The organism is Campylobacter sp. (assembly GCF_052170435.1).
Lineage (GTDB): Bacteria > Campylobacterota > Campylobacteria > Campylobacterales > Campylobacteraceae > Campylobacter_A.
The window spans coordinates 179082-191451 of record NZ_JBQNAN010000001.1 but is presented as its reverse complement, the minus strand read 5'-3'; the positions used below and the strand labels follow the sequence as shown (position 1 = coordinate 191451).

General features: G+C 46.6%; 15 protein-coding genes. All 15 read right to left on the bottom strand.

Annotated elements, in window-relative coordinates; all coding sequences use genetic code 11:
- Positions 1-15: 15 nt before the first annotated feature.
- The 15 genes from ACTTJF_RS01040 to ACTTJF_RS00970 all read right to left on the bottom strand — a co-directional run bounded on the left by ACTTJF_RS01040 (position 16) and on the right by ACTTJF_RS00970 (position 12370).
- On the bottom strand, positions 16-4128 hold the full coding sequence (locus ACTTJF_RS01040; RefSeq protein ID WP_442550373.1) for an LPD23 domain-containing protein: 4113 nt from the start codon (positions 4126-4128) through the stop codon (positions 16-18).
- Positions 4128-4901, bottom strand: coding sequence for a hypothetical protein (locus ACTTJF_RS01035; protein ID WP_442550372.1), 774 nt, complete (start codon positions 4899-4901; stop codon positions 4128-4130). The genes ACTTJF_RS01040 and ACTTJF_RS01035 overlap by 1 nt, the downstream gene beginning before the upstream one ends.
- Positions 4891-5148, bottom strand: a complete 258-nt coding sequence (locus ACTTJF_RS01030) for a hypothetical protein (protein ID WP_442550371.1) — start codon at positions 5146-5148, stop codon at positions 4891-4893. Before ACTTJF_RS01030 ends, ACTTJF_RS01035 begins: the two co-directional genes overlap by 11 nt.
- A gap of 134 nt (positions 5149-5282) precedes the next feature.
- Positions 5283-6929, bottom strand: a complete 1647-nt coding sequence (locus tag ACTTJF_RS01025; protein ID WP_442550370.1) for a hypothetical protein — start codon at positions 6927-6929, stop codon at positions 5283-5285.
- Between the two features lie 20 nt (positions 6930-6949).
- Positions 6950-7600 carry a hypothetical protein gene (locus tag ACTTJF_RS01020; protein WP_442550369.1) on the bottom strand — a complete coding sequence of 217 codons (651 nt, stop codon included), beginning with the start codon at positions 7598-7600 and terminating at the stop codon, positions 6950-6952.
- Entirely contained in the window at positions 7597-7899 is a 303-nt protein-coding gene (locus ACTTJF_RS01015) for a hypothetical protein (RefSeq protein WP_442550368.1), read from the bottom strand. Before ACTTJF_RS01015 ends, ACTTJF_RS01020 begins: the two co-directional genes overlap by 4 nt.
- A complete protein-coding gene (locus tag ACTTJF_RS01010) occupies positions 7889-8356 on the bottom strand; it encodes a hypothetical protein (protein WP_442550367.1) in 468 nt (155 codons plus the stop codon). The genes ACTTJF_RS01015 and ACTTJF_RS01010 overlap by 11 nt, the downstream gene beginning before the upstream one ends.
- Positions 8356-9510, bottom strand: coding sequence for a hypothetical protein (locus ACTTJF_RS01005; RefSeq protein ID WP_442550366.1), 1155 nt, complete (start codon positions 9508-9510; stop codon positions 8356-8358). The genes ACTTJF_RS01010 and ACTTJF_RS01005 overlap by 1 nt, the downstream gene beginning before the upstream one ends.
- Entirely contained in the window at positions 9510-9884 is a 375-nt protein-coding gene (locus tag ACTTJF_RS01000; protein WP_442550365.1) for a hypothetical protein, read from the bottom strand. The genes ACTTJF_RS01005 and ACTTJF_RS01000 overlap by 1 nt, the downstream gene beginning before the upstream one ends.
- 1 nt (position 9885) lies before the next feature.
- Positions 9886-10440, bottom strand: coding sequence for a glycoside hydrolase family 108 protein (locus ACTTJF_RS00995; RefSeq protein ID WP_442550364.1), 555 nt, complete (start codon positions 10438-10440; stop codon positions 9886-9888).
- Positions 10427-10609, bottom strand: coding sequence for an anaerobic ribonucleoside-triphosphate reductase (gene nrdD, locus ACTTJF_RS00990; protein ID WP_442550363.1), 183 nt, complete (start codon positions 10607-10609; stop codon positions 10427-10429). The genes ACTTJF_RS00995 and nrdD overlap by 14 nt, the downstream gene beginning before the upstream one ends.
- Positions 10599-10964, bottom strand: a complete 366-nt coding sequence (locus tag ACTTJF_RS00985; protein WP_442550362.1) for a phage holin family protein — start codon at positions 10962-10964, stop codon at positions 10599-10601. Before ACTTJF_RS00985 ends, nrdD begins: the two co-directional genes overlap by 11 nt.
- 90 nt (positions 10965-11054) lie before the next feature.
- Positions 11055-11321 (bottom strand): hypothetical protein, encoded by a 267-nt coding sequence (locus ACTTJF_RS00980; protein ID WP_442550361.1) that lies wholly within the window; start codon positions 11319-11321, stop codon positions 11055-11057.
- Complete coding sequence (locus ACTTJF_RS00975) at positions 11305-11685, bottom strand: hypothetical protein (RefSeq protein ID WP_442550360.1); 381 nt, start codon at positions 11683-11685, stop codon at positions 11305-11307. Before ACTTJF_RS00975 ends, ACTTJF_RS00980 begins: the two co-directional genes overlap by 17 nt.
- An 82-nt stretch (positions 11686-11767) precedes the next feature.
- Positions 11768-12370 carry a DUF7338 family protein gene (locus ACTTJF_RS00970; protein ID WP_442550359.1) on the bottom strand — a complete coding sequence of 201 codons (603 nt, stop codon included), beginning with the start codon at positions 12368-12370 and terminating at the stop codon, positions 11768-11770.

Genomic DNA, 12370 nt, shown 5'->3' with positions numbered 1-12370 from the left:
TACTCCTCGGCAGATTTAGCATAGACTTAGCCCGTCTTTTATATTTCCGTTTTCGTCTAAATTTCTAGCCTTGAACTCTTCAAATTTAGCCGCGGCAGCCTTATCTCCGCCCTGCGCCGCCTTTTTTAGCTTGTTTAGCTCGGCGGTCTTTAGTATCGCCTCTTTTTTGATGGGATCTAGCTCATTGCGATACGCCGCTTTTACTTCAAAGCTCATGTTTTTTAGCCTTGCCGCGTCGCCGACGCCTGCGAGCTCCTCCAGTGCGCTTTGCTTTACTGGTATATTATCTACTTGCGATTTTGCGTATGCGTCTACTCTTAGGCTCCCATCCTCTGCGATATCGACGAAAAACCTCTTTTTATCCCCGTCTTTGCCGATCTTGTCAAAGTAAATTTTGCTTTCATTGATTACTTTAAAGTCCGCATTTTTTATATCGTTTTTTAGGACGGCTAGCTGTTTGTCGCTTAGATTTACGCTTTTGCCGAGCTCTTGGGTAGTTATCTCTTTCGTATCAAATTTACTTATCAGCCCGTCTTTAAAATTTGAGTCGTTAAAGCTCTCTTTTCTCATCGCCACTATACTTTCGTCCAGCTCGCGCTCCACGTTTGGATGTGTGCGCTTTATCTCTTCTATCTTGCGGCCATGATAGACTTTTTCTTCGTTTTGCTGTATAATACCCTTACTGTCCGAAGAGTGTTCTAAGGATTTTATATCACCAGAGCTTCGGACGGTATCGTCCAAGGAGTGTTCTACGGGCTTCGCCACAGAGCCTTGGACATATCTTACTTTGCCTTCTCTTGCTATTAGCTCAAATTTTCTATTCGCCATAGGATAATTAGAAGTTACATCTAATCCCCCGTCTCTTTCCTTAATTACGGAAGCAAATTTAACGACGCCGTCTTTATCTCTAAAAGGCTTAAAGAAAAACGTAGTATCTTCAAAATCCACGACAAATGCGGGCCTTTCAAGAGTCGGTTTTATTAACCCTAGATATTTTTTACGACCTTTTAATTCAAGTTTTTTAAGCTGAAAAGAACTTATATTGACCTCCCCTATCGGCGTATCTACCTTACCGTTTGGAAACTCGGCCTTAAAATTTTCTAGGTTATACTCTTTTTCTATAAACGGCTCGGCTTCTTTTCTTACGGCGGCTTCATTGATGCTTCCGTCCTTTAGAATATACTTTTTCTCAAGTTCTTTACTTAAATTTAAGTCGCCGCGGCCTATATTCACCCGCTCGCTTCTAGGTACGTCAAGGGTATGAAGAGGATGTTTATGGTACTCGGCATTTTCTTTTAAATAAAGCTCATAGCCTTTTTTATAGTCGTCCTCGGCAAAACCTAGCCTACCCTTTAGCTTTTCAAAAAGTTCCATAACCCTAGCTTCTTCTTGCGCGCTAAGGCCATCGCCCTTATCGTTAAGATAATCGCTGTACTTCTTGGATAATTTATGATATTCCATATACTCTTTATCGCCCGCCATCCTTTGTAGTTGAGCTTCTTCTTTATACGGGAAAAACCCCATAGAAGTAGAGTTCTTAAAGCCGTCATAGCTTACGTCGTTCATTCTTTTTTGTACGTTTCTAGCTTCTACTTCCCCGCCCGCGAGCCAATATTTATCATTTTTAGAGCTAGCCCCGGGGCTAAATCCTTCGATTTCTTGGATAGCGTGCTGTATTTCGTGGTATAAAGTGCTCTTAAAATCCGTCGTTTTTTCGTTTATTATGAATGTTTTTTGGGATGGGATAAAACCGCCGTTTGCGCTACCTATTGTTTTTAGCGCTGCCGGGTTGTATTCGCCGGCTACCTCCACCTTGTATAGCTGTAACTCGGGATAGGCCTCATAAAGCTTTTCGTCGTTTAAAACATTATATAAAACGGTGTTTCTCGGAGGATTCGGCTTTAATTCTCCGCCTCTTGGATTTATTTCAAATTTCCACTTGCCGTCGATTTCGTCCTTAAACCACCCCGTCTTTTGCCAAATTTCTACCTCGTCCGCACCTTTTTCTAGCATCGCTTTAGCCTGATCTAGTTTGCCGACGTTTGCGGTGATCGCTTTTTCTCCGGCAAAGGAATTTAAACTTACGTCCTTACCGTTTGAGTAGAGCTTGCCTAAGAGCCTTGGATTGCCGTTTGCCATCTGCGGCATCTTTTCGGCTACGCCTAGGATTTGATTATAAAGCTTCGGCGTCATCTTTCTTAGGCCTGTAGCTACGGCTTTGCCACCTGCAAGACCCACTAAAAACCCCGCGGCAAATCGCTCGGGGCTAAAATTCCCGTCCTCGTCTACGGAGTTTAGAGTTCCAGCTACCATGCCGCTACCTAGATGAGCGTTTGAGTTTACCGCTAACCCGCCGCCGATGCTAGCGCCGCTTCCTTGTTTTTCCACCACTTGCTCGCCTGAAGCTGCGGCATCAACCTCGCCATCTGCTTTAGCGGCCCATTGTTGCTCCACTTGCTCATCGCTCTGGGCTGGCCGCTCTGTCTGGCTAGCATTTGCAGTATCCCGTCGGCCTTGGCGTAGTATTTGCTCATCGCCAGCTTGTCGTCCGCCTGCTCGGCTTGCATTATCGCCGATACTAGAAACGCTATCTGATAATCCGTTAGTTTCTGCTTCATCTCTCGCCCTAATCTCCTCTGCGATTTGTTTTTGTATTTGCCCTTCATACGCCTCAGCTACTTTGCCATTTGCGTAGTCTTTGGCGATATTTATATCTTTTTGGACGTAGGCTTGCGTAAAGGCTTGCGCGCTCTCGTCCGAAAAGCCTCTTTGTTTTAGTCTTGCGGTGTAAATTTCTGGAGTGTAGGCCTGGGCTGCGATATCTTTTTCAAGCGCGTAAAATATCCCTTGCCCGGCAAGTCTTGGATCTACGTCCGCGCCGTCGTTATAAGCTCTCGTATAGTTTATCTCGTCCGCGCTGGGTTTAAATTTAGCGTTAATCAGCTCTTTCGTCGCGCTTGCGGACATGCCTTGTTTTTGGTATTCGTTGATAGCTCTTTGCGTGTCTGCGTATCTTACGGCCGACTGTTCACGCGCGCTCTCTAGGCTTTGTTTTGCGGCTTCTATTTGCTCGCCGTAAGCTCTAGCGTAGTCTCTTTGATTTTCAAAGTTTTTAAATTTTACTATATCTGCGTAAGTATCCGCGTCTACAAAGTCGCTTTTTTCTTTGCCTTGTGCAGTTTCTTTTATTACCTTTGCGGCCGTAGCCTCGTCCAGACCCGCTTCGCCGGTCGCAAACTCCCGCGCGGTCATCGTCTGGGCAGTTTTTAGTTCGCCGGCCGTACCGCCCGTACCGCCTCCGTCGTCGTCCCTGCCGCCTATAAACTCGCTATTTTCGGCATGCTCTATCGCGTCCGCTTCGTTTGCCGCCTTGCTCGCGCGACGCTTTGCTATGAGTTTTCCGATACCTTGGATGCCTTGATCTATCGCATGCCCCAAAACAAAACCGCCCGCCGCTCCGTAGCCCATATTTTTTAGCATCTCTTCGTCGTTTTTGCCCTCGCCTAGAGCCATCACGCCGCCGCTTGCCGCGCCCGTTCCAGCAAAATATAAACTCTTCTTGCCAAACTGCGCCAGCTTGCTTCCTTTGCTGAGCAGCCCCATACCGCCGACGAAATTTATCGGATCGGCAACCATCTCCGTACCTATTTCGGCCGCACGGCTACCCCACGACGTCTCGCCGGTAGCCTTTTCGTAGTCGTCTCGCAATTTCTCCGCGCTTTTGATTTTTGGACGAAGACTTTTTTCAAACGCATTTTGATAGACGTAGTTCCCTTTTTCGTCGCGTTTGCCTTCATAAAACGGATTAACAAAATCGCTCACGCGTTCGGCAGCGTTTGCGATGCCGGCTACCGTTTTGACTGCGCCCAGGCCCCAGCCGTGTTTTTTTGCGCCAAAGTCTTCAAATTTTTGCGCGTTTCTCGCTTCTTCTTCGTTAATATCGCCGCGCATGATGCCTTGGACCAACTTGCCGTCTAGCCCGGCGTCAGATAGCTCATTTCTTTTGGCTTGCTTGTCGGACATGTATTGACGTTTGGCTATATCGGCGATCAAATTTGGCAAAAACCCCATATTTTCTAGCTGTGTTATTTTCTCGTCACCTAAATATTCGCGTATTGTAATAGGCATCACATTGCTCCGTCATCGCCGAAAATAAACGGCTTTTTCCTCGCTAGATCGCTTTTTCTCTCTTTATATCCGGATTGATCGCCTTTGGCTTCGCGCCTAGCATCGGACTCCTTCGCCAGCTCGTCTACGAAATTTTTATTTAGATAGTAACCGTCTTTGGAGTTTTTTGCTACGCCAAGATGCGCATACTCGTTATATGTGGCCGCATCGACTTTCACCCAGCTTTCATCGTCTGGCGCAGCCTTGTTTGAGCTAAAACGTTGCATGATATTTCCTATGGCCAAGACCTCTTCGTCACTCTTGCCTTTTGTTTCATTCGGGAAAAACTGCCTATATGCCGCTACGTTTGCTGCATCTTCTTGTTTTTGGCGGTTTAGTTTGTCCGTACGCTCCTGCGCTAGCGAGCCGTAGTAGCCCGCTTGCGCGTTAGCTCGCGCCCAATCCACGGCCCTATCTTTATCGGCCCTTAGCATTTCCATGTCTAATTTTTTCTTATTCCACTCTTGCTCTTTGCCGAATTTATCTTTATCCCACGCAAGTTCGTCGGCCTTAGCTTTCATCGTCTCGGCGTGCGAGTTTTTCCTAAAATTTAGCTCGTCGTTTTTAAAGAGTTTTTCGTCTTGATATCTTTGATTTTCATCGTCTATTTTTTGACGCTCTTTGCCGATCTGCCCTATTTTCGCGAGACTATCGCCAAGAGCCGCAAAGCCCGCTCCGATACCTGCGCCCTTGCTATATTCGGGCGCTCTTAGATAGTCGATATTAAATCGCATTTTCCTCGTCCTTTCTCTTGCTCATCGCGCTTAGCCATCCTTGCTCTAAATTTTGCTGCGCCTGATTTCGGCGACGCTTTTCTTCCTTGAGTATGTCGAGGTTTAGTTTATAAGTTTTATCCGCGGCCTTGCCCTGTTTGTAGGCGCTATATGCGCTGCCTAGACCGCCGACTAGCGCGCCTGCGGCCTGCAAGCTATCGGCATTATTTTTAATCCCGCTTGAAAGATTTTTCCACCAATCCCACATATTTCTCTCCTTATTTTTAAAAAACGCCCGGCCGTTCTTGCGAAAAACCGGGCGGAAGTCCGCCGTTTTACCGGCAAACACAAAACCCAAGTTTCGATTAAAAACTTACCTATTTTTTTCCTAAATTTCGTATATTATTTTTTGCCATTTGAGCCGTTTTTGTTGTTTGATGAGTTTTTCTCGGCTTGTCTTTGTCTTGATTTTTCACCGCGGCTTGTCTTTCCGTAGCCGGTCGTACCGCCGATGTTTCCGCCCCTGCGGTTGCCCGAGCTATTTGAGCGTCCGCTGGAGTTCATGGCGCCACTTACGCTGCCGCTTTTGCCGGCTTTGTCGGCTGCCTCGGCCGCCATTGCACCGCCTCTGCTGTGCGCTCCGGTGCCGTTGATTCCGCCTCGGCTACCCACTTCACGATTCCCAAAAAATCCGCGCTCATAATCCTCTTTAAATTTTTGCATTCCTAGCGTCTTGCCCCATCTCGAATAGCCGTGATAGTTATACGCGGTTTGTCCGAATCTAGACCCCGCAAACCCTTCAAACGTATTCTTGTTCGTTCCGAGTCGTTGCATGCCGCCTTGTTGCATCCTCATCACCGAAGTAACCGCAGGCTCCACCGCATCCATGATGTCGTCAAACGCCGCGGAGTATAGCTGCCTTCCAAACGGAGAAAAGCCGTCTGGCTTAAACCCCGCCACCGAGCCAAACGTGCTCTTTTCTAGCGCCCTTTCTATCTGAGAGCGGCTGTAGCTTTGATTCATCCTCGACATTATGCTACCCGCGTCCATAAATCTATTTGCGCGCGTTAGTCCCATGTCCCTTGCGGGCGTGTTTAGATAGTCGCTAAATTTTTCTATCGGATGCGCGTATTCAAATTTCTTCCCTTTCCACTCGTACCCCACCGTTTGGCCGTATTGATTTTCCAGCTCGATCCTGCCTATATCAAACCCTAGCGCCCTTTTCACACCGTCTAAAAAACCTATCTTTTGCTCATACATCGGCTCTCCTTTGCTCGTAAATCCTGCCAAATCGCCGCCGAAGCCAAAATGATTATCAAGCCCGCTCATCACTTCAAACGTCTCCGTAAAAAGGCTATCCAGTGCAAAACCTATCGCCAGCGTACCAAAAGCCGAAGTTACGCCAAGCGCCTTTGATAGCGTCTGCACGCCCAGGCTTACTATCTCTTTTTTTAGGCTTGCGGTCACTACGTCGTGGATCGTGGCTGCGCTTATTTGTCCGTCATACGCCCAGCCCGCCACGATCGCGCCCATAGGCCCCCACTTGTTCATAGCGTATCCTTGCAGCGCCGCTCTTAACGCGCCCTTTTTTCTCTCTTCGGCTAGCTCCCTTAAAAACTCGCCGCTCACCGCTCCGCTTCGCCCCATCGTTCTACCGTCGGGGCCGGCAAAGTCTTTGTCTCTCTCGCGCAATATATTTCTAGCTTTTTCTACAGCCTTTTTGACCACATCGTCGATCTCTTCGCCTGCGGCCTCGGCCGCCTCGTCTCTAGCCCTTTTGTTCCACTCGCGAAATATCAAAATTTGCATAGGCAGTAGCGCCAGCTCGGCGTAGTCTTCGTTCAGATCGAGTAACGAAAGTGTAAGAGAATAACCTTGAGATATAAAAAGAGATGCGAGGTTTGGCATAGGTTCGAAGCTTGGGCTATACGCCGAGCCGCCGGCAAAGAGATAATCAAACGCCGAGGCTCCCGCCATAAAAGAAAAAACGTCGCTATCTTCTGGATTAGTGACGTTTAAAATGTCGTTAAACGCTATGTATGTTTGCAAATTTAGCCTTTGCCGGCAAACTATTTGCCTTTTTTGATTTCGTAGTCTGCTATCGGCTTGGCGGTTATGCCGTCGCCTTTGGTGATAGCTGCGAGCAGATTGAAAAAATGCTCGTTCATTGACGCAGGTGGAATCAAATCGCGTTGAGCGAGGTTTTGCAAGAAGTCGCCCAGGATCGAGGTCGATTTGATGATACGGTTGTCTTTAACTTGCCGCTCGATGGCCTTGTGCTGCTCTTCTGCGAGTTTTTGTTCGGCCTTTATTTTTTCTATCTGCGCGGCAGTGAGATCGTTTTGCGCTTCGAGCTGTTTCATCTCCAGCGGGTGCTTTTCTTTCATGTATTTGTTTTTTAGCTCTAGCGCCTCGAGCTCTTTTTCTAGCCCTTGATTGCGTAGCTCAAGGGCGCGCAGCTCCTGCTCAAAGGTCAGCTCTTTTTGCACTAGATCCATCGCGTTTTGCATAGCGTTTTGAGTAAAATTTATAGATAGATCGGCAAGCAGCCCGGAGATCGTCCTGGCTCTCACATCGTCGCCGATGTTGTATTTGTCAAACTGCTCGTCTATATACTGCGTCGTTTTTGCAAAAGGCGACTCTGGACACGTCGCAGTCCGTAAAATTTCCTTAAAATTATCCACATACGCTTTTTTAAAATTATCGCCTTTTATTTTCACGCCAACCCCTTTCTTTGTCTTTCGAGCCTATTGATTTTTGATCTTGCAAACGATGTATCGGTATCCAGCTCGCCTATGCTCCGCTCCGCCCCGTCCATCCTTTGCTCTATGGCCCTATCTTTTTCCTCTAGCGCGGCTATCTTGTCCATGGCTAGTTTGTATTGATTCGCCGTTGTACTTTGCAAGAGTAAAAAGCTATTTTTTAAAGTTAAAATTTCAGACTTTGCGCTATCTATTTCAACCTCAAGCATATCCACTCTTGATTTTAGAGCATTAAATTCAGGATCGCTAATCGGCATTTTTATTTCCTAGGATTATCTCGCTCATCTTCGCCGCCGCAAGCTTTAGTGCCTGCTCCAGCTCGTATTTGCTCACTTTTTCATCCATGTTGTTTGCCAGCCTCCATATCGTACTTTCCCCATCGTCCATAGACTGGATCGCTATCATCATCCTTTGCTGGCTTTTTTCGTCCGCGTCAAATGCTTTATCGTCGACTTGAATTTTGAGATTTTGTATTTTGCTATCTCGCTCAAGCTTTTTGATATATTTGCTATTATCCAAAAAAATACTCGCGCTGCCGTTTTCATTGCCCAGCTTTCCATTTTTCCACGTCCTGCCGTAGACATCCTTTATGCCCGCGCTCTTGGCGGCTTCGTCTATGGCTTCCTTAGAAACGCAAAAGAAATCCTCGCTGTTTTCAAAAGATGTAGCGTAGCCGCTGATTTTTTGGTCCTTTTTTGAAATGAGATAAAACATCACGTATTCCTAAAATAAAATATCGTTATCACGCCCTCGCTAAAAGGCACCATCGCCGGAGCGCCGACAAGCTGAGATGCAGCATTTCTATCGGTGATATAGACGCCGTTTTTATATTTCGTTCTTGCTGCGTCCTCGTGCCATTCCATACAGATTAAGGCGTATTGCTCGTCAGGGTTGAAAGACCCCGCTTCTTTGTGAGGATTTATCGCGCTTAGCCCGGCTTTTCTGTAGCATCTGATTCTTACGACCGTTCCTTTTTGCTGAATTTGGTCAAACTCCACGTTGCCCGTGAATCTTATTTTGTTGCCCACGATCACAAACGGGCTTAGGCTTTTGCTCGAGTTTGAAATTCTAAAATTATCCGCCATAATCTCAAATGTCGAAGTTCTACCCGAGCCGTCGGCGTATTGCCAGCCGGTGATTCTGTTGCCGTCCGTTACTACGGACTTTACTCTGGCCGCCCAATCTTTGGCTTGGGTAGCTATAGCTGAGGCGTTGGTGATTTTTATGTCTTGATTATCTACCTTGGTTTTTAGCTGCGTTAAATCGCCCGTGATTGAGGTCACCTTGCCGTCCACCGCTCGCTTGATTTGGGTTTCTACGTTTTTAGTGATCTCGGTTGCTATGCCGTAAGCATCGGGCATTGACGCTTTGAGTTGCTCAAATTTTTGAGCTATGGCGGTGTCTGCCGAAGTGTAGGCTTGTTTGATTTGATCTATGCTCGCGCTTATTTCGCCAAATTTTGCATTGATCTTTTTGATAGCCTGTGCTAGTGCTTCGTCGTCAGTCGTTATGGCTACGTCGTTATTTTCTACGATGGCCTTTATTTTTCCGTTGACGGCTATTAGCTCGCTTTTGGTCTCTTTGATGTCTTTTATAATACCAAGAAGCTTATTTCTCAAATTTACGTCATCAAAGGTATAATTTTTATTCATCCAATCTTCGATGATTTGGTCAAGCTCGCTTAGGTAGTCGAAAGGATTAAATTTGTTATTCCCGCCGCTACTTCCTCCGCTACCGCCACTACCACCTCCGCTACTTCCGCCGCCACCGTTCTCGTCGCATTTTGCGTCGGGATTTATACCTAGAGGAAATACCTCGAGATAATCAGGTGTCACAAACACGTTTGGGTTTAAAAATTCATCTGCCATTATTTACCTCTTACCAGCTTCGCCGCGCCGCGAAGTATGTTTAGCTCGTCGTTTGACACTGAGCTTTTGAGCCACACGGAATAGCTGTGCCACTTGCCGCCAGAGCCAAATATATCGCTCACGTCGTTTCTAAAAAACCCGCTTTCTGCCTTATCCCACGCGTTGGCGGGCACTTCTACCCTTACTCTGCCGCCGTTTACGCTACCAACGCCGCTAAGCACTAGCTTTTTATCGTTTTCAATGTTGGTGAAAATCATATCGACGCTCGTGTATTTAGCGGGGAAGGCTAGAGGCTTGCTGTCTGCGCCGTAGTATTTTATGTCGATGATAAAAGCGCTGCCGATCACAAAGGTTTTGTCGTATTTTGCGTTCACCTTACACCGCCAAAGCCCTATTGCGCCAGCCATTGGCGTAAATTCTAAACTTCGGATTTTTCTCGATCAGGCCGTTATAGTATTGAAGCTCGGCGCGATCAAATTCTTTGTCAAACTTCGCCTCGTCATATCGGTTTATCGCCGCTAGCGTCTGCTCGCCGACAATGCCGTCATTCACTACGCCCACCAGCTGCTGTGTGACTCTTACGGCGGGTTTTATGCCGATATTTACGGCAAAAATAAACATTTCATTGCCCTTGATTTGGCTTTGTACTTCGTCAAGCCTCATGCGATCCCAATACGCTTCCTTGTAAAACCTGCGCACTTCAGCACGCAAATTCTCTCTGCCGTAAAGCGCACGGGATATTTTCTCGATGTCGCCGCCGTATGCGACCGCGCCTAATATCTCATCCCACCCTTTCCAGTGCGGGTGCGCGTTTTGATAGATGCCCATAAACGTCCAGCCGCTCTCGGTCGGATTTCTATCTAGCGCATCCTCGGGCTTAGAGAATTCAAGTCTCATCAAAATTTGAAACGCCTCGTTAAAATTTGCCATTTTCTATCCTTTTTAGTTTATTTTCCTCGAAAAAGGCGCGCTCCTTATGCTCGCCTTTTTTGCCGATATTAAAGCCCTCGACGGGGCGGTGATAGCCCATTACTCTGCTCCATACGGTGCATTTGGTGCGCTTTTTTTGCAAGCTCTCTAGTATCTCGCTATTTGTCATCTTTCCACTCCTCGTGTCTAAAGCTTCCGCCGTAGTCTTGATAGTCGTAGCTCTTGTCATTTAGCCCCTCTATTTTTTTCTCTACGGCTTTATCTATCATCGCAGTCGCCCACTCCGCCCCTCTCCACGCAAAGAATCCGCCGACGGCTAGCGAAAACTTCGGCGCTTGCGTGAAGTAAAAAGTAGCTTCATAAGCTAGCCAACATACAAACATCGAGCTTGCCGTACCTACAAGCGCGTTTATGAGCCTTTGCGCGCCTTTTTTCTTGCTATTTGCTAGATTTAGCAGTCCGCCTACTAGCCCCACCAAAATCACCCAAAAATAAAGCCCTATCTCCTCTAATATATTATTCATCCCGCGCCTCACATTGTGACTAACCACATAAGCAAGATCGACAAGATGATCTCGATAATAGCCTTTTTGCTAAGCCAGAATTTCCTAGCTTTAATTACCAACTCGTCCATTGGCACACCCTTTTAAAAGTTCCTCGCAGGTTTTGAAATACTCCATTAGCTCACGCGCGCTTTGTGGGTCGTTTGCCTCAAATTTTGGCTTTTCAGGCATTTCCTCAATACAAACTACAGGGATTTTGACTTCTTGATAAACCGTGCGTGTAATTACGGTCGGCTCTTTAGCCGCACAACCAGCTAAAAATAAAACCACTCCAACTATCAACCAAAAGTTGGCAGTTGCCTTATTTAGCGGCTTCATTGATTAGCTCCTCGTAAAATTTAAGCTTTTTTTCGCACTCGGCATCTTTAACGGGTATTTTTATTTTTTCAAATTTCGTTATTACCCGCTCTTTTACTTCGACCGTATCGGGGGCTTGCGCTTTAATTTGCTCTAGCTTGGCATTTTGTAGTTGTATTTTTGTGTTGCATTCAAAGAGGTTTGCGGTTGAGATTTGCAAATTTGCCTCTTTTATCGCTAGCTCGTTTTGTGCTTCTTTTAGTGCGTTCTTTGCGTCGCTTATGTCGCCTTTTAGCCTATAAATTTCAGCCCCAAGACCAAGCATTACGCCGGCAAGAGCGCCGATTACGATCAGCCAAAGTTTGTTTGCGATTAAAAAATTCATCATAGTCCTTTAATCAAATTTAGGATAGTCGCTACCGCTATGATAGCCGTCGCTATGATCACGAATTTCTTTGTGGACGGCTTCATTGTTTGATCCTTTTGAAAGGGTTGATAGCCCAAACGGTTTGCAGTATTTTTTTGTCGTTCTCATCCATATACTCGGCTTTGTTATCCTCACGCATGCCTACGACATCCATCAGCTTCCAGCCGATGTATATTCTGCAATACCATTTTGATTTGCCGTAGCGTATCTCGCGATAGTAGCCGAAACGCTCGCGTCCGTCTTTCATTTTGCACGTTACTAGGCACTCGGTATTCTTTTGTCCTTTGTTGTAGGTAGCGAGCGTATCGCCGATCGTGCGCACGGTATTTGAGTCGATGTCCTCTACTCGCACGCCCAGATACTTCGCGCTGAAGTTTCCTATGCGGTTGCGATACAGCCAGCAAAGTCTTGCCCAGTATGTTCTATTCTTTCCGTTCGGGAAATGCTCGTTTTTCCAACCGTCGTCGCCATTGACCCCGTAATCGGGGTCATCAAACCAAGCTGCCCATCTCGGTAGATTTTCGCTATCTTTGTTGCAGAAAATCAAAGCGATCGGCACGACGAAAAAATGCAGTATCTCGATAGGTATCTCAAAGACTAGGTTTCTAGCTATTTGTAGTTTTTGTTTTAATGTTAGTTTCAT

Excerpts from the sequence above, each read along its gene's own strand:
- ACTTJF_RS01040 (WP_442550373.1), bottom strand. The coding sequence starts at position 4,128 with ATGCCTATTACAATACGCGAATATTTAGGTGACGAGAAAATAACACAG.
- ACTTJF_RS01035 (WP_442550372.1), bottom strand. The coding sequence starts at position 4,901 with ATGCGATTTAATATCGACTATCTAAGAGCGCCCGAATATAGCAAGGGC.
- ACTTJF_RS01030 (WP_442550371.1), bottom strand. The coding sequence starts at position 5,148 with ATGTGGGATTGGTGGAAAAATCTTTCAAGCGGGATTAAAAATAATGCC.
- ACTTJF_RS01015 (WP_442550368.1), bottom strand. The coding sequence starts at position 7,899 with ATGCCGATTAGCGATCCTGAATTTAATGCTCTAAAATCAAGAGTGGAT.
- ACTTJF_RS01010 (WP_442550367.1), bottom strand. The coding sequence starts at position 8,356 with ATGTTTTATCTCATTTCAAAAAAGGACCAAAAAATCAGCGGCTACGCT.
- ACTTJF_RS01005 (WP_442550366.1), bottom strand. The coding sequence starts at position 9,510 with ATGGCAGATGAATTTTTAAACCCAAACGTGTTTGTGACACCTGATTAT.
- ACTTJF_RS00995 (WP_442550364.1), bottom strand. The coding sequence starts at position 10,440 with ATGGCAAATTTTAACGAGGCGTTTCAAATTTTGATGAGACTTGAATTC.
- nrdD (WP_442550363.1), bottom strand. The coding sequence starts at position 10,609 with ATGACAAATAGCGAGATACTAGAGAGCTTGCAAAAAAAGCGCACCAAA.
- ACTTJF_RS00985 (WP_442550362.1), bottom strand. The coding sequence starts at position 10,964 with ATGAATAATATATTAGAGGAGATAGGGCTTTATTTTTGGGTGATTTTG.
- ACTTJF_RS00980 (WP_442550361.1), bottom strand. The coding sequence starts at position 11,321 with ATGAAGCCGCTAAATAAGGCAACTGCCAACTTTTGGTTGATAGTTGGA.
- ACTTJF_RS00975 (WP_442550360.1), bottom strand. The coding sequence starts at position 11,685 with ATGAATTTTTTAATCGCAAACAAACTTTGGCTGATCGTAATCGGCGCT.
- ACTTJF_RS00970 (WP_442550359.1), bottom strand. The coding sequence starts at position 12,370 with ATGAAACTAACATTAAAACAAAAACTACAAATAGCTAGAAACCTAGTC.